Below are 24,502 nucleotides of genomic sequence, written 5' to 3'. Positions count from 1 at the left end.
CGCGAAGAACAAGGCGGCATATGTCAGATCAAATCATGCTGAACCCGATCCGTTCCGCCCTGCTCGGCGAAGCTGAAACCAAAGGCATCAGGCACGGTTACTTCACCCGTGTCGGCGGTGTCTCCAACGGCATCTATGAAGGCCTCAACATCGGCTCGGGCTCCAATGACGACCAGTCGCTCGTGCGCGAGAATCGCCGCCGCGTAGCCGCATGGATGGGCGTCGACGTCGATTCGCTGTTGAGCGCTCATCAGATCCATTCACCCGATGTGATCGTGGCGCGCGAGCCGTTTTCCGGCGCGCGGCCGAAAGCTGACGCAATCGTTACCGACCGTCCAGGCATCGCCATCGGCGCGACCACCGCCGATTGCGGGCCGGTGCTGTTTGCCGATTCAGAGGCGAAGGTGATCGGTGCAGCCCATGCCGGCTGGAAAGGCGCTTTCACCGGAGTGCTCGAAAACACCATCACCGCCATGGAAGGTCTGGGCGCCAAGCGCGAGCGTATCGTCGCCGTGCTAGGCCCCTCGATCGGCCCGGACAACTACGAGGTTGGCCCCGAATTCGTCGCGCGCTTCGTGGAAGTCGACGGCGAAAATGCGCGTTACTTCGCACCGTCGAAAACGCCCGGCCACGCCATGTTCGACCTCAATCTCTACACGGTCGATCGCTTGCTAAAGGCAGGGGTCAACGCCGAAAGCCTCGACCGCTGCACCTATGCCGAGGAAGACCTGTTCTATTCCTATCGCCGCTCCACCCACCGCAAGGAAGCGGATTACGGCCGGCAGATATCGGCAATCATTCTGGAGGACATCTGATGGCGCTGCATTTCGAACGCTCCGAGTTTGACGCCCGCCGCGACCGGCTGGTCATCGAGATGGCGGAGAAGAAGCTCGACGCGATCCTGATGTTCGCGCAGGAAAGCATGTACTGGCTGACCGGTTACGACACCTTCGGCTTCTGCTTCTTCCAGTGCCTCGTCATGAAGGCCGACGGCTCGATGGTTCTGCTGACGCGCTCGGCCGATCTGCGCCAGGCCAGGCACACCTCGACCATCGAGAACATCGTCTTGTGGACGGACCGCGATGGCGCGAACCCGACGCTCGACCTTCGCAACCTGCTGAACGACCTGGACCTTCTCGGTGCCCGCATCGGCATCGAATATGACACGCATGGCCTTACCGCCTACAATGGCCGCCGGCTGGACGAACAGCTCCAGACCTTCGGCCAGATCGTCGACGCCTCGGGCATCATCAGCCGGCTGCGCCTGTTCAAGAGCCCGGCCGAAATCAAGAAGGCCGAAAAGGCCGCCAATCTCGCCGACGACGCGCTCGATGCCGGCTTGAAGCTCATCAAGCAGGGTGCGGACGAAGGTGCGATCCTTGCCGCCATGCAGGGCGCGATCTTCGAAGGCGGCGGCGATTATCCCGCCAACGAATTCATCATCGGCTCGGGCTCCGACGCGCTGCTCTGCCGCTACAAGGCCGGCCGCCGCAAGCTCAACAAGAACGACCAGCTGACGCTGGAATGGGCCGGCGTATTCCACCATTACCACGCTGCCATGATGCGCACCGTTCTAACCGGCAAGGTTTCGAAGCGCCATCAGGAACTGTTCGACGCGTCCCGCGACGCGCTCATCGCCGTGGAAAAGGCGATGACGCCCGGCAACACTTTCGGCGATGTCTTCGACGCCCACGCCAAGGTCATGGAAGCGCATGGCCTGACCAAGCACCGGCTCAACGCCTGCGGCTATTCGCTCGGCGCGCGCTTCACGCCGTCCTGGATGGACATGCCGATGTTCTACCAGGGCAATCCCGAACCGATCGCGCCCAACATGACGCTGTTTGCCCATATGATCATCATGGATTCCGAAACCGAAACCGCGATGACGCTCGGCCGTACCTACCTGACGACGGATTCCCAACCGAAGCCGCTTTCGCGCCATGATCTCGACTTGATCGTGAAGTGAATCCGCTGGTGAAGATGGTTGCGCGTATATCGCCGGGGAGTTCGAGAACAATGAGGCGATTGCCGGCAAGCGCTCTGTCCCTGCTCGCAGTCGCCGCGCTGACCGCCTGCACCAGCACGCAGGATGTTCTTGAGCCGTCGGCAATATCTGCCCAGCAACAGCAGGGCGCAACCGCGGGCCAGCCTTCCCCGACAGGAACGACCACACCTCAGCCGTCGTCGCCGACGGCGCCGTCCCCCGCGCCGGCAGGCACCACTGCGGCCATCCCCACCAACGCCCGCATCCAGATTGCGCCGATCGTCGGCGCAAGCGTCGAGGCCGCGACCCCGCTGACCGAACGGCTGGCAAGCCGCGCCCGCCAACGCGGCATCCGCCTTGCCGGCGGGTCGGACGGATCGGCGACTCATATCCTCAAGGGCTATTTCTCGGCGCTTACAGAGGGCAAGGAAACGACGGTGGTCTATGTCTGGGACGTATACGATCCCGCTGGCACGAGGCTGCACCGCATCAACGGCCAGCAGAAGGTTCAGGTGACGGGCGGCGACGGCTGGTCGTCGGTTCCGGCAACCGCCATGCAGGCCATCGCCGACACGACGGTCGATCAACTGGCCACGTGGCTGGCCGGCTCCACGGGGTGATCCTGTTGCGATGAAGCACCGTTTCTTTGGAATATCCGACGAAATAATCCGACGCCGCTTGCAATAGCGGCGCAGCCCGCTAAAAGCCCGATGAAATCCTTCACCAGGAACGGTGCATGAAACTCTTCGCAGGCAATTCCAATCGGGTCCTGGCTGAGGCGGTCGCCCGCTATTTGAACGTGCCGATCGGCAAGGCGAGCGTTCGGCGCTTCGCCGACCAGGAAATCTTCGTCGAAATCCAGGAGAATGTGCGCGGCGAGGATGTGTTCATCCTGCAGTCGACCTCCTTCCCCACCAACGATCATCTGATGGAACTTCTCATCATGATCGACGCGTTCATGCGTTCCTCGGCGCGGCGCATCACGGCGGTCATTCCCTATTTCGGCTACGCAAGACAGGATCGCCGCGCATCGGGCCGTACGCCGATCTCGGCCAAGCTCGTCGCCAACATGATCGCGCGCGCCGGCGCCAACCGCGTCCTGACGCTCGATCTTCATGCCGGCCAGATCCAGGGCTTCTTCGACATCCCCACCGACAACCTCTTCGCCGTGCCGGTCATGGCGCGCGACGTGAAGGCCAAATACAAGCAGCTCAACAACGTCATGGTCGTATCGCCGGACGTCGGCGGCGTGGTCCGCGCCCGCGCGCTGGCCAAGCGCATCGATGCCCAGCTCGCCATCGTCGACAAGCGCCGCGAGCGCCCGGGCGAATCCGAAGTCATGAACGTCATCGGCGACGTGCGCGGCAAGGACTGCCTGCTGATCGACGACATCGTCGATTCGGGCGGCACGCTCTGCAACGCGGCCGACGCGTTGCTAGCCAATGGCGCGACCAGCGTCACCGCCTACATCACCCACGGTGTGCTCTCGGGTGGTGCTGCTGCCCGCATTGCCGGCTCGAAGCTCCAGGAACTGGTCATCACCGATTCGATCCAGCCGACCTCGACCATCGATGCCGCGCAGAACATCCGCGTCGTCTCGATCGGCGATCTCATCGGCGAAGCAATTTCGCGCACGGCAACGGAAGAATCGGTTTCCAGCCTGTTCGATTGAGTTTCGGCAACGATTTCCCGAAACCTGATTTCGGGAAATCGATTCAGGAACAGGCAGATAGGCTGTCGTCCTGATTCTATTGTGACGGATGAGGCTTCGGCTCTCGAGCCCTACACAAGCGTCCACACCATCCCGGCCAGTGCCGCCGCAACCAGCACAGCGATCATGTTGGCATGCCATCTGATCAGCGCGACGCCTGCGGCAATTGCGATGACGCCTGCAGCTATATCCAGTGACGAAAAATCCGGCACCGGCAGCGTGAACGGTCCAACCTTCCATTCGCCGACATGGCCGAACAGCACATGCAGCGAAAACCACACTGCCAGATTGGCGATGATGCCGACGACCGCAGCGGTGACCGCACCAAGCGAGCCGGCAAGCCAGCGGATATTACGCACGGTTTCGACAAAAGGCGCGCCGACGAAAATCCACAAGAAGCACGGCACGAAGGTGAACCACAGGGTGACCAGCGCACCCGCCAGCCCACCAATCGGCGGCTCGAAACCGGAAAGGCGCGCGCCGCCGAGAAAGCCGACGAACACCAGCACCAAAATGAGAGGCCCCGGCGTGGTCTCGGCAAGGCCGAGCCCGGTCAGCATCTCGTCTGGCTTCAGCCAGCCATGAACCTCCACGGCCTGCTGCGCGACATAGGCCAGCACCGCATAGGCACCACCGAAAGTGACGGCCGCCATCTTCGAAAAGAACAGCGACTCTGCTGCAAAGACATTCGCCCCGCCGAGCGCTACATGTAAAACCGCGAGCGGCACGAACCAGATCACCAGCCAGACGGACAGCGTCGTCAGGAAACGTCGCCAGCTTGGCTGAGTCCACTCCGGCATGGCGGCAACAGGAATAGATGCTTCCTGCTCATCGTCGGGAATTGGCTGTCTGGCAGTAAAAAAATGTGCCGCCGCCCCGCACAGCGCCGCAACTGCGATGATCACCGGAAACGGCACCTTCAGAAAGGCGATGGCGACAAATGCCGCCACGGCCAGCGCGACCATGAAACCGCCCTTCAGCGCCCGCTTCGAAACCTTGATCAGCGCCTCCAGAACGACCGCCAGCACGGCAGCCTTCAACCCGAACAGCAGGCCCTGAACCAGCGGCACGTCGCCAACCGTCATATAGATCGCCGACAGCAGCGTGATGACGACGGCTCCCGGCAGCACGAACAGCAGCCCGGCGATCAGCCCGCCGCGGACCCCATGCAGCAACCAGCCCGAATAGGTCGCCAGCTGCATCGCCTCCGGCCCCGGCAGGAGCATGCAGTAGTTCAGCGCATGCAGAAATCGCGGCTCGTCGAGCCAGCGCTTCTCGTCCACCAGTATCCGGTGCATCAGCGCGATCTGCCCGGCAGGCCCTCCGAACGACAAAAACCCGATCTTGGCGAAGACCTTCGTCGCTTCGGCGAAGGTCGGCGCGGGCAACTCGAAACCCGGCTCCGACACGACTGCGTTCTCAACCATCGTCATGCTGCCACCGGCCAGTTGTGGCGCTCGTCGGCTGCATGCCTGCACCAGCCATACATTGCATCATAGATGACCATGCCCTTTTCCAGCTGCCGCAAATCATCCTGCTCGGTTGCTGAAAGTCCAAGCGAGACAGCCAGAAGACCCGCCGCCTGTGGCTCGATATCCAGCCGGGCCGTGTCCGCACCGCGCACTATCCGCGCCAGATGGAGAAGCGGCGCATCGGAAAGGCCGAACTCCGCAATGAGCGTGTCGAAGGTGCAGCCCTCCCCGCGATGCGAATAATGGACATCCTGGATATCATAAGGAATCGCTCCGATTTCTTCGGCGACATCCTTCACCCATTCCGCTGCAACAAAATGAAAAACCGCGAATGGATCGATAAACCGCCGGATAAGCCAAGGACAGGCGATGCGATCGATCTTTGGCCGCTCCCGCGTCACCCAGACGCTTGGTCCGGCGGCAACATCGACACCGGTCCCGGCGCGCGCGACCAGAACGCCTCCGGCCTCTTCATAATCATCAATGCCGCCGTCAAGGATCGCGACGTCGGCCCCGGCACGGGCAAGCCCTGCAGCCGCTATCTCGCTGACATTGTGCCCATGCGTGCAATAGACGACGATCTGCTCTCCATCACGAAATTCAGGCGACCATTCCGCGGTCTTCATATGATCGCGCCATACCGCCGCCGCTATGCGCGTCGGCGACTCCTTGAAAACGGCCTCGCGGCGAACATCGACGACATGCGGAAACCGGTCGGTCCCGGTCAAAGCGATAAGGTCCTGGGCTGAAATTCTCCGTGGCATGGTATCCTCCGCATGCAGCAGCGAAGGCGGAGCTTGGGCATTGCGCCTCAAACGGGGAGTCCACCATGCCCCCGGTAAACCGACATTATTCCCGCTTTGGCAGCGCTTCAACCGGATAATCGTCTTTCGATCGATTGCATCCGCGACTTGCTGCTTTCGCCAAGAGGCTTTAGGGGAGGGTTCGAAAAAGATTTGCGAACCGCGCGGCCAGTCGTTGACCAGAAGCCTGTCACCGCCGCGCTTACGATGAAAGCCTGACTTGATGACCGACTTTGAACTGATGGCGCCCGCGCTGGCTGCCGCACTCGCATCGCGTGGATACGAGACCCTCACCCCTGTCCAGCGCGCTATGCTGACCCCGGAGGCGCGCGACGCCGACCTTCTGGTCTCTGCGCAGACCGGTTCCGGCAAGACCGTGGCCTTCGGCATCGCCATTGCCCCGACCCTGCTTGAAGGGCGCGAACGTTTTGGCGCCGCCGGCCTGCCACTTGCCTTGATCGTCGCGCCGACGCGCGAACTGGCCTTGCAGGTTCGCCGCGAGCTCGAATGGCTTTATCGCGAAACCGGTGCCCGCATCGGCTCCTGTGTTGGCGGCATGGACATGCGCACGGAACGCCGCGCTCTAGCGGATGGCGCGCACATCGTCGTCGGAACACCCGGCCGCCTGCGTGACCACATCACGCGCGGCTCGCTGGATATCTCCGAGCTTCGCGCCGTCGTGCTCGACGAGGCCGACGAAATGCTCGATCTAGGCTTCCGCGACGATCTCGAATTCATTCTCGCAGCCGCCCCGGCCGAGCGCCGCACGCTTCTGTTTTCGGCCACCGTTCCAAATCAGATCGCGCAGCTGGCCAAGCGCTTCCAGCGCGACGCCCACCGCATCACCGCTGAGGGCGAAAGCGACCAGCACAGCGACATCGAATACCAGCAGATCCTGGTAGCCGCCGCCGATCGCGAAAACGCCATCATCAACACGCTGCTGTTCTTCGATTCCCAGAACACCATCGTCTTCTGCCATACGCGCGAAGCGGTGAAGCATCTGACGAGCCGCCTTTCCAATCGCGGCTTTGCCGTGGTTTCGCTGTCGGGCGAACTCAGCCAAGCCGAGCGTACCAACGCGCTGCAGTCGATGCGCGACGGCAGGGCCCGCGTCTGCGTGGCGACTGACGTCGCGGCGCGCGGCATCGACCTGCCCAATCTCGGTCTGGTCATTCATGCCGATCTGCCAACCAACCCCGACACGCTCCTCCACCGCAGCGGCCGCACCGGACGCGCCGGCCGCAAGGGCATCTGCACGCTGATCGTGCCGCTTCACCGCCGCGGCGCTGCAAGCCGCGTGCTGAAACTGGCGAAATTGACGGCACGCACCGTGCCCGCACCGACCGCCAGCGATATCGAGCGTCACAACCGCGAACAAATCCTTGAAGATCCGGCACTTTCGGTCGCTCCGACCGAGGATGAGGTCGCTTTCGTCGCAGAGCTGATGAAGGCACACGGCGCCGAAAACATCGCTGCCGCCTATCTGCGGCTGCAGCTTGCCGCGCGCCCTGCGCCTGAAGAGCTGATGGACGCGCCGACGCACTTTGCCGAGCGTGCGCCGCGTGGCGAAGGCCGCGGCGATGCCGCACCACGCGACCGCAGTGATTTCGACAATGGCGTCTGGTTCCGCGTCACGGTCGGCCGCAAGCATCGTGCCGAGCCGCGCTGGCTGCTGCCGATGATCTGCAAGGCCGGGCACATCACCAAGCGTGCGGTCGGCTCTATCAAGATCAACGACACCGACAGCCATTTCGAGATCGCCGGCGACAAGGCAAATAGCTTCTGGGCGGCGGTCAAGGAAACCGGCACCGGCGAAAAGGGCGTGACGATCCAGAAGATCGACGGCAAGGCCCCTGCCCCCGAAGCTGCAGCCGCCCCTTCCTGGAACAACGAGAAGAAGGGCAAGTTCAAGCCCAACAAATCCAAGCCCAGAACCGAGGGTTTTTCAGGCGAGCCGCCGCACAAGAAGCCGAAGAAGAAGTTCAACAAGGCAAAACCCGCCTGAGAACGGCGATTTCGCGCCAAACCTTGCGCTTAGATGTACCTTCGGCTATAGAGCCGCCACCCGCGTAGACACCCTTGGAGGCAACGCGGGCGAGGGCCGCGAAATTCGCGGCTTTCGACATTTTCGGCACCCGCGCTCGCGGTATCCGGAGATGCTCCATAACACGAAAGGAAATGCCATGAGCCACGATACTTATGAGCTCAAGGCCGAAGCTCGCGAACAGGTCGGTAAGGGGTCCGCCCGTGCAGTTCGCCGCAACGGTAAAGTGCCTGCAGTTATTTACGGCGACAAGCAGCCTCCCCTGGCGATCGCCCTGTCCTACAAGGACATCTACTACAAGATCCACGGCGGCGGTTTCAAAACCACCATCGCGACGATCGACCTTGACGGCAAGAAGATCCAGGTCCTGCCGAAGGATTACCAGCTCGACCCGGTCCGTGACTTCCCCATGCATGTGGATTTCCTGCGCGTCGGCAAGAACACCGAAGTCAACGTCAACGTTCCGGTTCACTTCACCAATGAAGAGAAGTCGCCCGGCATCAAGCGCGGCGGCGTTCTCAACATCGTGCGCCATGACGTGGAATTCCACTGCCCGGCCAATGCGATCCCGGAATTCATCGAAGTCGACCTCACCGGTCTCGACATCGGCGATTCGGTTCACATCTCGGCCATCAAGCTGCCCAAGGACGTGAAGCCGGTCATCTCCGATCGCGACTTCACCATCGCGACCGTTGCCGCACCTGCCGGCCTCAAGAGCGAAGACAACGCAGCCGAAGCCACGGCCGAAACTGCAACCGAGACCGAGGCTGAAACCGAAGAGTAATCTTCGAGGCTCCGGAGGGCCGCATCGATGCTGCTTTTTGCAGGTCTCGGCAATCCGGGTGCCAAATATGCCAACAACCGGCACAATGTCGGCTTCATGGCGGCGGAGGCAATCGCCCGCCGCCATGATTTTTCGCCCTGGTCGAAGAAGTTCCAGGGTCTGATCGCCGAAGGCAAGCTCGACGGCGAAAAAGTCATCCTGCTGAAGCCCCAGACTTTCATGAACCTGTCCGGCCAGTCAGTCGGCGAGGCGCTACGCTTCTACAAGCTACAGCCTTCTGATCTCACCGTCTTCTACGACGAGTTGGACCTTGTTTCCGGCAAGGTGCGGGTGAAGACCGGCGGCGGCGCCGGCGGCCACAACGGCATCCGCTCGATCGACCAGCACATCGCCAGGGATTACCGCCGCGTGCGCATCGGCATCGGCCATCCGGGCGTCAAGGAAATGGTGCACAACCATGTACTCGGCGACTTCGCCAAGGCCGACAGTGAATGGCTGGACGTGCTTCTGGACTCAATAGCGGACAACGCCCCTTTGCTCATCAAGGGCGACGAAAGCGGCTTCATGAACCGCATCACGCTGGCACTGCGCGACAAGCTGCAGCCGACCGGCACCGACGATACCCCACCGCCGAAGGCACCAAAGGCTCAAAGCCACATCAGGCAGGCTCGCAAACCGCAGGCGCCGGCTGTAAAAATTCCCGAGAGCGGCCCGATGGCCGCAATGCTGAAGAAGCTGTTCGGCGGCAAAGAGTGACTTTGCCCGGCTAGGCACCGGCAGTCACTTCCGCATAGCGTTCAAACGGCGCGATGGCCTGATTTCTTGAAGCAATCTCCCATTATCGCTATATTTCTCACGAACCTCGTGTTTTCGTGAGATTGAGCCATGAAAAACCTGACCATATCACTGAAAGAAGAGTTGCTGCAGGACACCAGAGTGAACGCAGCCAAGGCTGGCAAGAGCATGTCGCAATATGTCGCCGACTTGCTGGAACGGGAAACCTCCCAGGAAACCACCAAAGCACACGAGATAAAGCGCCGGCTGGAGGCTTTGCAGCGTGTCTTCGACGGGCCTAAGCTTCCTATTTCCGAAAATGGGCGCATGCCTACTGCGGAAGAGCGGAATGCCAGGCGCTAAGGTCTTCATCGACAGCAATACATTTCTCTATACTTTTGACGTCTATGAAGAGGAGAAGAGGCCCGTAGCGCAGCGCTGGCTGGGATATCTGTCCGATCGCGATTGCGGCGTTACCAACCTTCAGGTGCTGAACGAAATTGCCAATGTTGCGATACGCAAGTCGGCCAAATTCGGCGACACCAACGTATTTTTCAGGATCGATGCCTTCGCTGCATTCGGCTCAAATCCACTTCGGCTCGAAACGGCAATCTCAGCTCGCGCAATCCATCTTACCTTTCGCTTCTCCTGGTGGGACTGCCTTCTCCTCGCCTCAGCGCTCGAACTGGGCTGCAAATACTTCCTTTCCGAGGATTTGAAGGACTGTCAGGTCATCGAAGGCTTGACGATCATCGACCCTTTCGCCCATAGCCCTGAACAAATCTTGGTTTCTCGATAAGGCTTTATCATCATGGGTTTCAAATGCGGCATCGTCGGCCTGCCCAACGTAGGCAAATCGACGCTTTTCAACGCGCTCACGCGCACGGCTGCAGCACAGGCCGCCAACTACCCCTTCTGCACCATCGAGCCTAACACCGGCGAAGTGGCGGTGCCCGATCCGCGCCTGAAGAAGATCGCCGACGCAGCGAAGTCGAAGGAGATCATCCCGACCCGCATCTCCTTCGTCGACATCGCCGGCCTCGTGCGCGGCGCCTCGAAGGGCGAAGGCCTGGGCAACCAGTTCCTCGCCAACATCCGCGAGGTCGACGCCATCGTGCATGTGCTGCGCTGCTTCGAGGATGACGACATCACCCATGTCGAGGGCCGCATCGACCCGGTCGCCGACGCCGAGACCGTCGAAACCGAGCTTATGCTCGCCGACCTCGAAAGCCTCGAGCGCCGCATCGTCCAGTTCCGCAAGCGCGCCGGCAGCAAGGACAAGGAAGCGCTGACCATCCTGCCGATGATGGAACAGGCGCTTGCCTTGCTGCAGGAAGGCAAGCCCGCGCGCATGCTGCTCAAGGGCATCGCTGCGGAAGACCTCGCCATCCTGCAGGGTCTCAACCTCCTGACCTCGCACCCTGTCCTCTATGTCTGCAACGTCTCGGAAGCCGAGGCTGCGACCGGCAACGAGCACACGCAGGCCGTGGAGAAGATGGCAGCCGCGCAAGGTGCCGGCACCGTCGTCATCTCGGCAGCGATCGAGGCCGAAGTCGCCCAGCTTCCCGACGAAGAAGCTCAGGAGTTTCTGGCTGATCTCGGTCTTGAGGAACCCGGCCTGGATAAGCTTATCCGCGCCGGCTACGACCTCCTGCACCTGATCACCTATTTCACCGCCGGCCCCAAGGAAACGCGCGCCTGGACCATCCAGAAGGGCACCAAGGCGCCGCAGGCCGCCGGCGTCATCCACACGGATTTCGAACGCGGCTTCATCCGCGCCCAGACCATCGCCTACAATGATTTCGTCACGCTCGGCGGCGAAGTGCCGGCCAAGGAAGCCGGCAAGGCCCGCGACGAAGGCAAGGAATATGTCGTGCAGGACGGCGACGTTCTGATGTTCAAGTTCAACACCTGATCGCAGCGATGTAACGCCGATACCCAATTCTTGACGCATTGAACGCCGAGGTCTACGGCGTTCACTTATACCAAGCGTCGGCTTCTGACGCGCTTTCTCTCAAGAAACGGAGCCCAGCGATGATCAAGGCCTTTGTCCTCGACAATGATCGCCTGCGCCCCGTGGACGATCTCGAGGCGAATAAGGATGCGGTGATCTGGGCCGATCTCGTTGTCCCCACCAAGGAAGAAGAGGTGGAAGTCGAGAAGTGGCTCGGCGTTGGCGTACCGACGCGCGAGGAGATGGAGGAGATCGAGATTTCCTCGCGTCTCTATATCGAGAACGGCGCCTACTTCATGACCGCCACGCTGCCAGCGAAGACGGATGAGGATCATCCCATCATGTCGCCGGTGACCTTCGTGCTGTCGGGCAAACGACTGATCACCATTCGCTACCACGAACCACGTGCGTTCCAGACCTTTCCGCTGCGCGCCGAAAAAGTCACCATGGGCTGCACCAATGGCGAGACCATCCTCGTCAGTCTGCTCGAAGCGATCGTCGACCGCCTTGCAGACGTTCTGGAGCGTATCGGCCACGACATCGACACCATTTCGCACGGCATCTTCCAGTCATCCGAAAAGAATGCCTCCAAGCGCGACCACGACTTCAAGAAGGTACTGCAGGCCATCGGCCGCAAGGAAGAACTGACCTCCAACATCCGCGAAAGCCTGATGACGCTTCAGCGGCTCTCAGGGTTTCTCGGCAACGTCACCATGCAGGCCAAGAGCAAGGATGTGCGCGCCCGCGTCAAAACGCTGTCGCGGGACGTCTCGTCACTGACCGACCACGCCTCGTTCCTATCCAACAAGATCACCTTCCTGCTCGACGCCACGCTGGGCATGATCAACATCGAGCAGAATGGCATCATCAAGATCTTCTCGGTGGCTGCCGTGGTCTTCCTGCCGCCGACGCTCGTCGCCTCCATCTACGGCATGAATTTCGACATCATGCCCGAACTGAAGTGGCTTCTCGGCTATCCCTTTGCGCTTTGCCTGATGGTCCTGTCGGCCATCCTGCCCTACCTCTATTTCAAGCGGCGCGGCTGGCTGTAACAACCGTAAGGCACCTGTGGCGCCACCCCCGGCCTTGCCGTCGGAGGCGACAATTGGCACTATGAAAGTTCAAGCCTGAACAGGATTGCGGCATGACCACCAAGAAATGGGCCTATGAGGATTTCCCCGAAGGCGGCTCGATCGACCTCGGCACGAAAATTGTCACCGCAGCCGAGATCATAGAATTCGCCGGCGAATTCGATCCTCAGCCGATGCACCTTGATGAGGAAGCAGGCAAGGCGAGCATTCTCGGTGGCCTTTCCGCATCCGGCTGGCACACCTGCGCGATGTTCATGCGCATGATGTGCGATGCCTTCCTGCTCGACTCTACCTCCCAGGGCGCGCCGGGCATCGAATATGCCCGCTGGAAGAAGCCGGTGCTGGCCGGCGACACCCTGACCGGCCGCAGCTCCGTCCTTGCCAAGCGGCTGTCGAAATCGCGGCCGACGCTCGGCTTCGTCACCTGCCGCCACGAACTCTTCAACCAGAAGGGCGAAAGCGTGATCGAGCTGGAAAACACCGGGATGTTCCTGACGCGTGAGGGCACGGCATGACGCTGGACGAATTCCTCGGCATCGGCACCACGGTCACGCTCGGGTCGCACAGATTCGAGCCCGAAGCCATCAAGGCTTTTGCCGCCAAGTATGACCCGCAGCCTTTTCACATGGATGAGAAGAAGGCCGAGAACAGCGTGTTCGGCAGGCTCTGCGCCTCCGGCTGGCACACCACCGCGACCTGGATGCGTTACAATCTTGAACAACAGGCGCTGGCAGACGGTAAATGGGACGGCCCCGGCCCGAAGCCGGAATTCGGCCCCTCACCCGGCTTCAAGAACCTGAAATGGCTGAAGCCGGTCTATGCCGGCGAAACAGTAACCTTCACCCGCACCGGCTTGAGCCATAGGCCGGTCGCCAGCCGTCCCGGATGGCGTCTCGTAACCATACGCGCCGACGCCTTCGATTCGACCGGCGACAAGGTTCTGGAATTCGAAAGCGCGGTTCTGCTGAAGGCGGATTGAGAACTATTTAGGGCTCGGCGCTGCCGCGACCTTCTCCCCAATCGTATATAGCGCGGCCCACCCCCACTCCGTCTCGGCTTCGCCGAGCCACCTCTCCCCCTCAAAAGGGGAGAGGAAGGGTGCCAACCTCCCAAAGCCTCAATGCCCGTCGAATGAGACCAGCGTCCTCACCGGCACGTCCAGCGCCTCCAGCTTTGCCCGGCCGCCGAGTTCCGGCAGGTCGATGACGAAGCAGGCAGCGACGATGTCGGCGCCCATCTGGCGCAGCAGCTTCACCGCGCCCTCAGCCGTGCCTCCGGTGGCAATCAGGTCGTCGACGAGGATAACCTTCTCACCGGCCGTGACGGCGTCCTTGTGCATCTCCATCTCGTCCAGACCGTATTCCAGGCTGTAGGCCACCCGCACGGTCTCGTGCGGCAGCTTTCCCTTCTTGCGGATCGGAATAAAGCCTGACGAGAGCTGGTGCGCCATCGCCCCGCCAAGGATGAAACCCCGCGCCTCGATGCCGGCGATCTTGTCGATCTTCGAGCCGGCATAGGGGTGCACCAGCTCGTCTATGGCGCGCCGGAAAGCCCGCGCATTGCCGAGCAGCGTGGTGATGTCGCGAAACATGATGCCCGGCTTTGGATAGTCCGGAATGTTGCGGATCGCGGAGATCAAGGTTTCTTCGAGGGAGGATTTCATGAGATTGTTCCGTTGAGGCTTAGAGCATCGGACCGAAAAGTGGTTACCGGTTTTCGGAATATTCCGATCCTCAAAGTGCTTGATCGTCCTTTGCGCGTCCGAACGGACGCACGGCGATCTAGTTGTGCCGCCGTGCGGACAAAAAGAAAAGGGCGCTCTCAGCGCCCTCTTCCAGATTTGATTTTGCCGTGACCACGCTTAGTGGGCGACGCCCGACCAGACCTTGCGCTTGGTCAGGTAGACCAGCGCTCCGAACAGCAGCAGGAAGGCCATGACGCGGAAGCCGGTCTGCTTGCGCGCTTCCAGATGCGGCTCGGCGGCCCACATCAGGAACGCGGAAACGTCGCGGGAATACTGGTCGACCGTCTGCGGCGCGCCATCGTCATAGGTGACCTGGTCATCCGAGATCGGCTTGGCCATGGCCAGCGACTTGCCGGCAATGAAATACGGATTGTAGTGCGTGCCCTCGGCAATCTGCATTCCCGCAGGCGGCTGCTCGTCGAAGCCCGTCAGCAGCGCGTGAATATAGTCCGGGCCGGCTTCGGCATACTGCGTGAAGATGTCGAAGATGAAGGTCGGGAACCCACGCTCCACGCCGCGCGCCTTGGCGATCAGCGAGAAGTCCGGCGGTGCAGCACCACCGTTTGCAGCGGCAGCCGCAGCGTGGTTCGGGAACGGCGAAGGGAAGTGATCGCTGGGGATCGCCTTGCGCGTGAACATCTCGCCATCGGCGTTGGGGCCATCCTGCACTTCGTATTCGGCAGCGAAAGCCTTCACCTGGGCCTCGGAATAACCGAGATCTTCCAGCGTGCGGAAAGCGACCAGCTCCATCGAATGACAGGCCGAGCAGACTTCCTTGTAGACCTTCAGGCCGCGCTGGAGCTGGGCCTTGTCGTAGGTACCGAACGGACCTGCGAACGACCACTTTTCCTGCGTAGGCTTGTGGATCGGGAAATGGGTCGGCTCAGCCTCGTTGTGGCCTTCCTCGGCGGCGAGGGCGGCACCGAAAGCGCCGGCAACGACCAGTCCGAACACAGCCAATCCAGTGAGAATCTTTTTCATGCGAACATTCCTCTCAAGATTCTCGCTCAGCCCTTGGTTTCCGGCGATGCCGCAGCACCCGCAGGGTGACCCGAGCCGGACTTGTTCTTCTCAAGCACCGCTTCGGTGATCGAGTTCGGCAACCGCCGCGGCGTCTCGATCAGGCCGAGAACCGGCATGATGACGAGGAAGAACGCGAAGTAGTAAAGCGTCGAGGCCTGGGCCAGTGCCACATAGGTGCCTTCCGCGGGGCGCGAACCGAGCCAGCCGAGGAAGATGGCATTGGCAACGAACAGCCAGAAGAACAGCTTGTACCATGGGCGATAGACGGCCGAACGAACCTTCGACGTATCCAGCCACGGCACGAAGAACAGGACCGCGATGGCGCCGAACATGGCCAGCACGCCGCCGAGCTTCGAGTCGATCGGACCGATGTTGAAGGTGATGGCGCGCAGGATCGCGTAGAACGGCAGGTAGTACCATTCAGGCACGATATGGGCCGGCGTCTTCAGCGAGTCGGCAACGATGTAGTTGTCGGGGTGGCCGAGATAGTTCGGGATGTAGAAGACGAAGTAGGCGAACACGGCGAGGAACACGACCATGCCGAACGCATCCTTGATGGTCGCATAGGGCGTGAAGGCCACGGTGTCGGTCTTCGACTTGATCTCGATGCCGGTCGGGTTGGTCTGGCCGACCACATGCAGCGCCCAGATATGAAGAATGACGACGCCGGCGATCATGAAGGGCAGCAGGTAGTGCAGCGCAAAGAAGCGGTTCAGCGTCGGATTGTCGACGGCGAAGCCACCAAGCAGAAGCTGCTGGATCCACTCGCCCACCAGCGGAATGGCGGTGAAGAAGCCGGTGATGACGGTGGCGCCCCAGAAGGACATCTGGCCCCAAGGCAGCACGTAGCCCATGAAACCGGTCGCCATCATCAGGAGGTAAATGATGCAGCCGAGAATCCAGAGCAACTCACGCGGCGCCTTGTATGAGCCGTAGTAGAGGCCGCGCATGATGTGGATATAGACCGCAATAAAGAACATCGAAGCGCCGTTGGAATGCAGGTAGCGCAGCAGCCAGCCCGAATTCACGTCACGCATGATCTTTTCGACCGACTGGAAAGCCAGCGTCGTGTCTGCCGCATAGTGCATGGCCAGCACGATGCCGGTCAGGATCTGCGCGCCCAGCATCAGCGAAAGGATGCCGCCGAAGGTGTAGGCATAGTTCAGGTTACGCGGAACCGGAAAAGAGACGAACGAATCATGGATGAGGCGCGGCAATGGCATGCGCGCGTCGAACCAGCGTTCGATGCCTGTTTTTGGCGAATAGGTCGAGTGTCCACCGCTCATGGATTAAGTTCCCTCTGCCTTAGCCGATCCGGATCGAAGTGTCGGAAATGAACGAGAATATCGGGATCGCCATGTTCTCAGGCGCCGGTCCTTTGCGAATGCGCCCGGCCGTATCGTATGCCGAGCCGTGGCACGGGCAGAACCAGCCGCCATATTCACCCTGCTCGCCGAGCGGGATGCAGCCAAGATGGGTGCAGACCTGAACCATCACCATCCAGGCTTCCTTGCCCGGCACGGTGCGGTTCGCGTCGGTCGCGGGCGCGTCGCTGGCCAGATTGGCGTTGCGCGCAAGCGGATCCTTGAGGTCGCTAAGGCTGACAGCCTCGGCATCCTTCATTTCTTTTTCCGTGCGGTTGCGGATAGCCACCGGCTTGCCGCGCCACTTGACCGTCAGCGACATGCCCGGCGTCAGCGACGAAACGTCGACCTCGACCGAGGAGGCTGCAAGCGTCGAGGCGTCGGGGCGCATCTGGTCGATGAACGGCCAGGCGACCGCACCAGCGCCAACGACGCCAGCCATGCCGGTCGCCACATAAAGAAAATCACGACGGGTTGGGTCGATCGTGTCGTTTGCGCTCACGAGATATGATCCTTTCGCCTTACCCACGCCGGCGGTCGAGCCATGTCCCCGCTCACTGTCGACAGCCCGCAACCGCATAGCGGAACAGGCTGACGAATTCCTCCGGCATTTGGCACTCGGTTTATGCGCGAAGCCGGCTCTTGTCCAGACGGGACAAGGGGTCAGGGCAGATTGTCGCGGGTGGCTGTGGAGAGTCTATCAACAAGGTAGAAAACGGCACTCCCCGCCCGCCTCCTCGACATGCAGCAACGCTCCAGAGTATCGTCGCCGCCATGGTGACCGTGATCGATCGCGATGGATGGGCCGAATCGCCGACCTTGTGGCACGGCGAGTTGCCAGGTACCGCATGCGGCTCACCGGTTTCGATAATCTTCAACAGCTTGGAAACGATCGGCAGCGGGCCAAGGCTGCACCGGCATCCTTATGCCGAAACCTTCATCATCCGGTCCGGCCGCGCCCGCTTCACGGTTGGTGACCAGCAGATCGAAGCACGGGCCGGCATGGTCCTTGTCGCACCGGCCAACACGCCGCACAAATTCGAAAACATCGGTCCCGACCTGCTGGAAACGATCGACATTCACGCCAGCGATAGTTTCATCACCGAATGGCTCGAATGAGCGCGCTCACATCGCCCCGAGCCTGACCAGCACTTCCTTCGGAATGGCGAGATCGCGGATCACGTCGTCATGGCGGCGCAGGCCGCAAAGCTCGCGCTGGATGAAATAGGCATGCACGGCCCGCGCCGCCGCTTTCAGCAGCTTCGGTCTCGTTGCCTCGTCGCCATGGTGATCGCGCAGCAGCGCCAGCGCCTCTTCGGCGCGCTGTCCGGCGCGTCCGAGCGATACGGCCATTTCCGCCAGCATCTCGTGCTCGAGCACGTTGAAGCCGGTTTCCTGCGATGGATGCGAATACTTGCCCGGGGGACGAAGCGACATGACCGCCTACTCCGCGGCGAGCCGATCGGCCAGGAAGCCGCCCGACTGGCGCTTCCACAGCTGCGCATAAAGCCCGTCCCTGGCGATCAGCGCTTCATGCGTGCCTTCCTCGACGATCTTGCCATCATCCAGCACGATCAGACGATCAAGTGCTGCGATGGTGGAAAGCCGGTGAGCGATGGCGATGACGGTCTTGCCCTCCATCATCCGGTAGAGATTGTCCTGGATCGCCGCCTCGACTTCCGAATCGAGCGCCGAGGTTGCCTCGTCGAGAATGAGGATAGGCGCGTCCTTCAGCATCATGCGCGCGATGGCCACGCGCTGGCGCTGGCCGCCCGAGAGTTTTACGCCGCGCTCGCCGACATGGGCATCGTAGCCGCGCCTGTCCTTTGGATCGGAGACATCGACGATGAACTCATGCGCCGCCGCCCGCTCGGCCGCCTCCTCGATCTCGGCCTGCGTCGCCCCTTCGCGGCCATAGCCGATATTGTCGCGGATCGAGCGATGCATCAGCATCGCCTCCTGGCTGACCACGCCGAACTGCGCGCGCAGCGAGCCTTGCGTGACCGAGCGCAAATCATGCCCGTCGATAAGAATGCGGCCTTGCTCGACATCAAACAGCCGCAGCGCGAGATTGACGATGGTCGTCTTGCCCGCACCCGACGGCCCGATCAGCGCCACCCGTTCGCCCGGCCTGATATGCAGGTTCAGGTTTTCGATGACGCCGCCGCCCTTGCCATAGTGGAAGGAGACGTTCTCGAAGCGGATATCGCCCTCGGCGCGCGGCATGACGAGTGCATCCGCCGCATCCCGGATCGCCGGGCGTACCGAGATCGTGCGGGTGGCATCCTGCACGGTGGCGTAATTGCGGATCAGGCCGCTGATATTGAACATGATCCAGCCGGACATCTGGTTCAGCCGGAAGACAAGGCCGAGCGAGGCGGCGATGGCGCCGGTGGAAATGCCGCCGCCGGTCCATTTGTAAATGCAGATCGCCGCCACCGATCCCATCATGAAGCCGTTCAGGATGGCGATCGAGCTGCGCACCAGCGTCACCGACCGCGTCAGCCGAACAACGGCGACCAGAAACCGCTCCAACCCGTCGCGGACATAGGCATGTTCGCGCCGCCCGCTGTCGAAGAGCTTCACCGCCATGATGTTGGTGAAGGCATCGACCAGCCTGCCGTTGAAGATCGAACGCTCGTCGGCCGTCGCGCGGCCGGCGCGGCGCATCTCAGGCAGCAGGAAATAGACGATCGCTCCATACAAAATGAACCAGACCGTCACCACAACGCCCATCAGCGGATCGACGGTTATCAGGATCGTCGTCGTCAGGATCATGAAGGTCAGGAACGCCCACATGGTCTGGAGCACGTTGACGATGAAATCGCCGACGGCCTCGCCGCCCTGCATGATCTTGGTGGCGATGCGCCCGGCAAAATCGTTCTGGTAGAAATCATAGGGCTGCTCGATGACGCGGCGGAACGCCTGCCAGCGCACCATCGAGAAAAACCCGGGCACGACCATCTGCTGCTCGACGATCGCGCCGCCGATCATCACCACGCTGCGTACCACCAGAAGCAGCGCCATGAGCCCCACCAGTTCCGGCCAGTGATCGGTCAGCAATGCCTGCGGGCTCGTTTTGTCGAGAAGGTCGATCAGCCAGCCGACGGACCAGTAGAGCGCGGCGTCGACCGCCCCACTCAAGCCGCCGACGATCAGGAGCAGGATGAACGGTCCCTTGGCCTGGCTGGCGAAATAAAGAATGAAGCGCCACGCATTGGCCGGCAGCACCTCGCGGTCGGTGTCCTGGAACGGATCGATCCAGCCTTCCAGCCTGCGCCACAGCCTGTCGCTAAAACCGCCGTCTTTCATTCGGCCGGCCTCGTCGCTTCGATCTGGTCTTCATGGAACAGGAAGCCGCCCGACTGGCGCTTCCACAGCCGCGCATAAAGCCCATCCATTTCGACCAGCTCATCATGCGTGCCCTGCTCGACGATGCGTCCGTCATCGAGCACCACCAGCCGGTCGAGGGCTGCGATGGTAGAGAGGCGGTGCGCAATGGCGATGACGGTCTTGTTCTGCATCAGCGCATGGAGATTTTCCTGGATCGCCGCTTCGACATCCGAATCGAGCGCCGACGTCGCTTCATCCAGCACCAATATAGGCGCGTCCTTCAGGAAAACACGGGCAATGGCGATGCGCTGGCGCTGGCCGCCCGACAGCTTCACGCCGCGCTCGCCGGCATAGGCGTCGTAGCCGGAGCGCTCATTGTTGTCGCGCAGCCGGCCGATGAACCCATGCGCCTCGGCCTTTCGTGCTGCCGCGATCACCTCGGCCTCGGTCGCGTCCGGCTTGCCGAGCTTGATATTGTCGCGCAGCGAGCGATGGAAGAGCGCGGTATCCTGGCTGACGACGCCGATATTGGCGCGCAGCGAATTCTGCGTCACCGTGGAGACATCCTGCCCGTCGATGAGAATCCTGCCACCTTCGAGGTCGTAGAGCCGGAGCATCAGATTGACGAGCGTCGTCTTGCCGGCGCCGGACGGCCCGACCAGCCCAACCTTTTCGCCCGGCTTGACGACAAGATCGATGCCGTCCAGCACGCCGCCGCCCTTGCCGTAGTGGAAGACGACGTTCTCCGCGCGGATTTCGCCGCCCTTGACCACCAGGTCCTTCGCACCGGGCTTGTCGATCAGCCCGAGCGGCTGCGAGATCAGCGCCTTGGAGTTTTCCAGCACGCCGAGATTTCGCAGGATGCCGTTGAGCTGCATCATCAGCCGCAGCAGCAGCATGTTGAGCCGCAGCACGAGACTGAGCGTGAAGGCGACCGCGCCGACCGTGATCGTGCCCTCGACCCAGAGAAAGACGGCAAAGCAGGCGATCGCCGTGATCATCACACCCGACAGCGCGGTCATGCTGATGCGCAGGCCGGTCAGCTTGCGCATGAACGGCCGCTGCGTCTCGACATAGATGTCGAAGCCGTTGCGAATGTAGCGATCGTCGCCATCGGCGGCGAACAGCTTCAGCGTCAGCACATTGGAATAGGAATCGACGATGCGGCCATTGATCATCGAGCCGGCCTCGGCAGTCGCCTCGGCATGCTTGCGGATCGACGGCAGGTAATGGCGGGCGACGAAGCCGAAGGCGATGATCCAGATCACCACCAGCCCCGCCATCCTGAGATCGAGGCTCGCCACCAGCGCCAGCGTGGTGATCGTATAGATGATCATGAACCACACGACCTCGATGAAGCTTTCCATCAGGTCGCCGGTTGCCTGCCCCGCCTGCCAAACCTTGGTGGCGATGCGGCCGGCGAAATCGTTCTGGAAAAACGCATAGGACTGGCGCGAGACATGGCGATGCGCCTGCCATCGCACGAGATTGTAGAATCCCGGCGTGATGGTCTGCTCGTCGATCAGGTCGGACAGCGCCTCGACGATCGTCCGCAGCACCAGAACGGTGACCAGCATGAACAGCAGCTGCATGCCGGCAGCATCCCAGAGCCCCTGCCAGCTTCTGTTGCCGGACGCCTGATCGAGAATATCGACGAGGTGCCCGACAAAGTAGAAAAGCCCCGCTTCGACGAGCGGGGCTATTCCACCGATAACCAGCATGGCGAAGAAGGCGAGCTTTGCCTGGCCGACATAGTGCCAGATAAAGCCCCACACCGTCTCGGGTGGCCGAAGGCTCCGGGGCTCCCGAAACGGGTTCACCCAGCCTTCGAACATCTCATAGACGGCGCGCATGCTCATTCGGCGGCGAGACCCTTTCCTATGGGTCCATTCTCAACCGATTCGTCGCTGGGCAGGAAGCCACCAGATTGCCGATTCCAGAGCTGCGCATAGAGCCCGCCGCGTGCGACGAGTTCCTCATGCGAGCCTTCCTCGATGACGCGGCCCTGATCCATGACGACGAGCCGGTCCATCGCGGCGATGGTGGAAAGCCGGTGGGCGATCGCGATCACTGTCTTGCCCTCCATCAGCCGGTAGAGGTTTTCCTGGATTGCCGCTTCGACCTCGGAATCGAGCGCAGACGTCGCCTCGTCGAGAATGAGGATCGGCGCGTCCTTCAGCATAACGCGGGCAATGGCGATGCGTTGCCTTTGGCCGCCCGACAATTTCACGCCGCGTTCGCCGACGTGGGCGTCATAGCCCTTGCGGCCCTTCGGATCGGAAAGCCCGGCGATGAATTCGGCAGCCGAGGCGCGCCGCGCCGCTTCCACCATCATCTCGTCGTCGGCGTCGGGACGGCCATAGAGAATATTGTCGCGCACCGAGCGATGCAGCAGCGACGTATCCTGCGTGACCATGCCGATCTCGGCGCGCAGCGAATCCTGCGCCACGGCCGAGATGTCCTGGCCGTCGACAAGGATGCGTCCGCTTTCCAGATCGTAGAAGCGCAGCAAAAGGTTCACCAGCGTCGACTTGCCCGCACCCGAGCGCCCGACCAGACCGACCTTCTCGCCCGGCCTGATCGTCAGCGAAAGATGCTCGATGACCCCTTTGCCCTTGCCATAATGGAAGCCGATATTCTCGAACGCGATCTCGCCCTTGCTGACGACGATCTCCTTCGCACCGGGCTTGTCCTCGACAAGCCGCGGCATCGAAATCGAGCCGATGCCGTCCTGCACCGTGCCGATATTCTCGAACAGGCCAGACACTTCCCACATGATCCATTGCGACATGCCCCACAGCCGCAGCACCAGCCCGATGACGACGGCGACCGCGCCGATCGACACGGCCTCGCCGAGCCACAGCCAGATGGACAGTGCTGTGACGGCAGTGAGCAGGATCGAGTTGAGGACGTAGAGAACGCCATAAAGCCCGGTGACCAGCCGCATCGAGCGGTAGACCGTCTCGAGGAAGCTCGACATGCCCTCGCGCGCAAAGGAGGCTTCACGCCGGCTGTGCGAAAACAGCTTCACCGTCTGGATATTGGTGTAGCTGTCGACGACGCGTCCCGTCATTACTGAACGCGCATCAGCCTGCTCTTCGGCCACCTTGCCGAGCCGGGGTATGAAATAGCGCAGCAGGATGACGTAGCAGACGAGCCAGATTGCCAGCGGCGCAGCCAGCCGCCAGTCGGCCGATCCGACGATGGCCAGCATGCCGAGGAAATAGACGATGACATAGTTCAGCACGTCGACCAGCTTGATCACGCATTCGCGCACGGCGAGCGCGGTCTGCATCAGCTTGGTGGCGATGCGGCCGGCGAACTCGTCCTGATAGAAGGTCATCGACTGCTTGAGCAGGTAGCGATGCACCTGCCAGCGGATGCGCATGGGATAGTTGCCCATCAGCGTCTGCTGGTTGACCATCGAATTGATGAACACCGTGCCCGGCAACAGAAACAGCACGACGAAAGCCATCGCCGCCAGCTTCCAGCCCTCGGTCTGGAGGAACGTCTCGCGATTCTGTGCCGACAGCCAGTCGACGATCGAGCCGAGGAAGCCGAACATCCACACTTCGGCCAACGCGACCAGCGCCGTCAGAACAGCCGAGACGGCAATGAAGGGCCACGATCCCTTGGTGTAATGGAGGCAGAAGGCCACCAGCGTCTTGGGCGGCTCGACCGGCTCCGCAGCGGGAAACGGATCTAACCTTTTTTCAAACCAGCGAAACATCGTTCATTCTCTGTTTGGTGCCTTTCCCGAAAAGCGGCGCGCCGTTCGGGCAAATCGTTCGTAAAAGCAACAACTTGTAACATGCCCCGGAATCAATCCGCGATCATGTTACAGCGTTGCGTCATGCAGCGCGGCGAACCGATTCACCGCCATCATATTCGGGCGTCTCCTCACCGGCTTGATCGGGCTTGCCCGCCAGGGCAGGCCCGTTCTCCTCAATGTAGGGTGTCCGCGCGGATTCGCCGATATCTTCGGCGATCGCTCCTGCCACGGTCGTGGCAGGAGCCCGCCAGTCCCTGAGAGACCGCAACGCCGAAGCAATGCGATCGCTCAGCCTTTGCAATGGCGAGCGGTAGCCCGGATCGGGGCTTGCACCCGAAAAGTCGACATCGGGCAAACCGCCGCGACGCCGCATCCGGCTCTCGGGGTAGTCGGACGGCAGCCGCACGCCCATGACCATCGCCCAGGCCGACAGCTTGCGTTCGGACAGGCTCACGCGACCGTTCGGCTGCCGCGACAAAGGGGCTGGTTCGGGTGGGGATTTTCGTCCCCTGAATGAAAAAGACATCGTCGGATTCCTTTGAAAACGGAAAAGAGTTCCGGCGGGAATCGAGTCCTGAAGCTTCGAAATGTCAGAGTTAAAGCGCCAAACCCAGGCCGACATCACGCCCAGAGGCCGTGGATCGGGAGC

The 24,502-nt window shown here is 61.6% G+C and carries 25 protein-coding genes; 14 read left to right on the top strand and 11 right to left on the bottom strand.

The features are described from left to right. The first annotated feature begins 20 nt into the window (after positions 1-20). From pgeF to DZG07_RS08070, 4 genes are all read left to right on the top strand, one after another. Complete coding sequence (gene pgeF, locus DZG07_RS08085) at positions 21-815, top strand: peptidoglycan editing factor PgeF (RefSeq protein WP_119815794.1); 795 nt, start codon at positions 21-23, stop codon at positions 813-815. Then, positions 815-1,966, top strand: coding sequence for a Xaa-Pro peptidase family protein (locus tag DZG07_RS08080; RefSeq protein ID WP_091917666.1), 1,152 nt, complete (start codon positions 815-817; stop codon positions 1,964-1,966). The genes pgeF and DZG07_RS08080 overlap by 1 nt, the downstream gene beginning before the upstream one ends. Before the next feature lie 50 nt (positions 1,967-2,016). Further along, positions 2,017-2,604 (top strand): hypothetical protein, encoded by a 588-nt coding sequence (locus tag DZG07_RS08075; protein WP_091917667.1) that lies wholly within the window; start codon positions 2,017-2,019, stop codon positions 2,602-2,604. A gap of 116 nt (positions 2,605-2,720) precedes the next feature. Continuing rightward, positions 2,721-3,656: a ribose-phosphate pyrophosphokinase gene (locus DZG07_RS08070; RefSeq protein WP_091917668.1), complete on the top strand. Its 936-nt coding sequence runs from the start codon at positions 2,721-2,723 to the stop codon at positions 3,654-3,656. 110 nt (positions 3,657-3,766) lie between these two features. On the opposite strand, the gene chrA is transcribed toward DZG07_RS08070, so the two are convergent. Next, positions 3,767-5,128, bottom strand: coding sequence for a chromate efflux transporter (gene chrA, locus DZG07_RS08065; protein WP_119815791.1), 1,362 nt, complete (start codon positions 5,126-5,128; stop codon positions 3,767-3,769). After that, positions 5,125-5,931 carry a sulfurtransferase/chromate resistance protein gene (locus DZG07_RS08060; protein WP_133304730.1) on the bottom strand — a complete coding sequence of 269 codons (807 nt, stop codon included), beginning with the start codon at positions 5,929-5,931 and terminating at the stop codon, positions 5,125-5,127. Before DZG07_RS08060 ends, chrA begins: the two co-directional genes overlap by 4 nt. 262 nt (positions 5,932-6,193) lie before the next feature. Here DZG07_RS08060 and DZG07_RS08055 point away from each other — a divergent pair, with 262 nt between their 5' ends. The 9 genes from DZG07_RS08055 to DZG07_RS08015 all read left to right on the top strand — a co-directional run bounded on the left by DZG07_RS08055 (position 6,194) and on the right by DZG07_RS08015 (position 13,596). Then, positions 6,194-7,975 carry a DEAD/DEAH box helicase gene (locus DZG07_RS08055; protein ID WP_091917671.1) on the top strand — a complete coding sequence of 594 codons (1,782 nt, stop codon included), beginning with the start codon at positions 6,194-6,196 and terminating at the stop codon, positions 7,973-7,975. Positions 7,976-8,153: 178 nt separating this feature from the next. Then, positions 8,154-8,798, top strand: coding sequence for a 50S ribosomal protein L25/general stress protein Ctc (locus DZG07_RS08050; RefSeq protein ID WP_119821516.1), 645 nt, complete (start codon positions 8,154-8,156; stop codon positions 8,796-8,798). A gap of 27 nt (positions 8,799-8,825) precedes the next feature. After that, entirely contained in the window at positions 8,826-9,554 is a 729-nt protein-coding gene (gene pth / locus DZG07_RS08045; protein ID WP_119815785.1) for an aminoacyl-tRNA hydrolase, read from the top strand. 129 nt (positions 9,555-9,683) lie between these two features. Beyond that, positions 9,684-9,935 carry a DUF6364 family protein gene (locus tag DZG07_RS08040; RefSeq protein WP_119815782.1) on the top strand — a complete coding sequence of 84 codons (252 nt, stop codon included), beginning with the start codon at positions 9,684-9,686 and terminating at the stop codon, positions 9,933-9,935. After that, the gene (locus DZG07_RS08035) at positions 9,922-10,371 is read left to right on the top strand and encodes a PIN domain-containing protein (protein ID WP_162931577.1); all 450 of its coding nucleotides are present in this window, start codon (positions 9,922-9,924) and stop codon (positions 10,369-10,371) included. Before DZG07_RS08040 ends, DZG07_RS08035 begins: the two co-directional genes overlap by 14 nt. 12 nt (positions 10,372-10,383) lie before the next feature. Next, positions 10,384-11,487 (top strand): redox-regulated ATPase YchF, encoded by a 1,104-nt coding sequence (ychF, locus tag DZG07_RS08030; RefSeq protein ID WP_119815776.1) that lies wholly within the window; start codon positions 10,384-10,386, stop codon positions 11,485-11,487. Between the two features lie 119 nt (positions 11,488-11,606). Then, positions 11,607-12,578, top strand: a complete 972-nt coding sequence (gene corA, locus DZG07_RS08025; RefSeq protein ID WP_091917677.1) for a magnesium/cobalt transporter CorA — start codon at positions 11,607-11,609, stop codon at positions 12,576-12,578. 92 nt (positions 12,579-12,670) lie between these two features. Beyond that, positions 12,671-13,132: a MaoC family dehydratase gene (locus tag DZG07_RS08020; RefSeq protein ID WP_091917678.1), complete on the top strand. Its 462-nt coding sequence runs from the start codon at positions 12,671-12,673 to the stop codon at positions 13,130-13,132. Next, positions 13,129-13,596 carry a MaoC family dehydratase gene (locus tag DZG07_RS08015; protein ID WP_119815774.1) on the top strand — a complete coding sequence of 156 codons (468 nt, stop codon included), beginning with the start codon at positions 13,129-13,131 and terminating at the stop codon, positions 13,594-13,596. The genes DZG07_RS08020 and DZG07_RS08015 overlap by 4 nt, the downstream gene beginning before the upstream one ends. A 138-nt stretch (positions 13,597-13,734) precedes the next feature. Here DZG07_RS08015 and DZG07_RS08010 read toward each other — a convergent pair whose 3' ends face one another. The 4 genes from DZG07_RS08010 to petA all read right to left on the bottom strand — a co-directional run bounded on the left by DZG07_RS08010 (position 13,735) and on the right by petA (position 17,250). Beyond that, positions 13,735-14,280, bottom strand: coding sequence for an adenine phosphoribosyltransferase (locus DZG07_RS08010; protein WP_091917680.1), 546 nt, complete (start codon positions 14,278-14,280; stop codon positions 13,735-13,737). Positions 14,281-14,478: 198 nt separating this feature from the next. Then, the gene (locus DZG07_RS08005; RefSeq protein WP_119815771.1) at positions 14,479-15,342 is read right to left on the bottom strand and encodes a cytochrome c1; all 864 of its coding nucleotides are present in this window, start codon (positions 15,340-15,342) and stop codon (positions 14,479-14,481) included. 26 nt (positions 15,343-15,368) lie between these two features. Beyond that, positions 15,369-16,670, bottom strand: coding sequence for a cytochrome b N-terminal domain-containing protein (locus tag DZG07_RS08000; protein ID WP_091917682.1), 1,302 nt, complete (start codon positions 16,668-16,670; stop codon positions 15,369-15,371). Positions 16,671-16,689: 19 nt separating this feature from the next. Beyond that, on the bottom strand, positions 16,690-17,250 hold the full coding sequence (gene petA / locus DZG07_RS07995; RefSeq protein WP_119821514.1) for a ubiquinol-cytochrome c reductase iron-sulfur subunit: 561 nt from the start codon (positions 17,248-17,250) through the stop codon (positions 16,690-16,692). Between the two features lie 272 nt (positions 17,251-17,522). Between petA and DZG07_RS07990 the strand changes: the two genes are divergently transcribed. Next, positions 17,523-17,867 carry a cupin domain-containing protein gene (locus DZG07_RS07990; RefSeq protein ID WP_119815768.1) on the top strand — a complete coding sequence of 115 codons (345 nt, stop codon included), beginning with the start codon at positions 17,523-17,525 and terminating at the stop codon, positions 17,865-17,867. A gap of 6 nt (positions 17,868-17,873) precedes the next feature. On the opposite strand, the gene DZG07_RS07985 is transcribed toward DZG07_RS07990, so the two are convergent. From DZG07_RS07985 to DZG07_RS07965, 5 genes are all read right to left on the bottom strand, one after another. Next, positions 17,874-18,185, bottom strand: a complete 312-nt coding sequence (locus DZG07_RS07985; RefSeq protein WP_119815766.1) for a DUF6665 family protein — start codon at positions 18,183-18,185, stop codon at positions 17,874-17,876. 6 nt (positions 18,186-18,191) lie between these two features. Then, a complete protein-coding gene (locus tag DZG07_RS07980; RefSeq protein WP_119815763.1) occupies positions 18,192-20,060 on the bottom strand; it encodes an ABC transporter ATP-binding protein in 1,869 nt (622 codons plus the stop codon). Beyond that, on the bottom strand, positions 20,057-21,934 hold the full coding sequence (locus DZG07_RS07975) for an ABC transporter ATP-binding protein (protein WP_119821512.1): 1,878 nt from the start codon (positions 21,932-21,934) through the stop codon (positions 20,057-20,059). The genes DZG07_RS07980 and DZG07_RS07975 overlap by 4 nt, the downstream gene beginning before the upstream one ends. Before the next feature lie 2 nt (positions 21,935-21,936). Continuing rightward, positions 21,937-23,811: an ABC transporter ATP-binding protein gene (locus tag DZG07_RS07970; protein WP_091917686.1), complete on the bottom strand. Its 1,875-nt coding sequence runs from the start codon at positions 23,809-23,811 to the stop codon at positions 21,937-21,939. A gap of 121 nt (positions 23,812-23,932) precedes the next feature. Further along, positions 23,933-24,307, bottom strand: coding sequence for a hypothetical protein (locus DZG07_RS07965; RefSeq protein ID WP_133304729.1), 375 nt, complete (start codon positions 24,305-24,307; stop codon positions 23,933-23,935). Between the last annotated feature and the right edge of the window lie 195 nt (positions 24,308-24,502).

Source organism: Mesorhizobium sp. DCY119, from assembly GCF_003590645.1.
In the GTDB taxonomy this organism is placed as follows: domain Bacteria; phylum Pseudomonadota; class Alphaproteobacteria; order Rhizobiales; family Rhizobiaceae; genus Mesorhizobium_M.
This window is presented reverse-complemented; position numbering and strand designations above follow the sequence as displayed.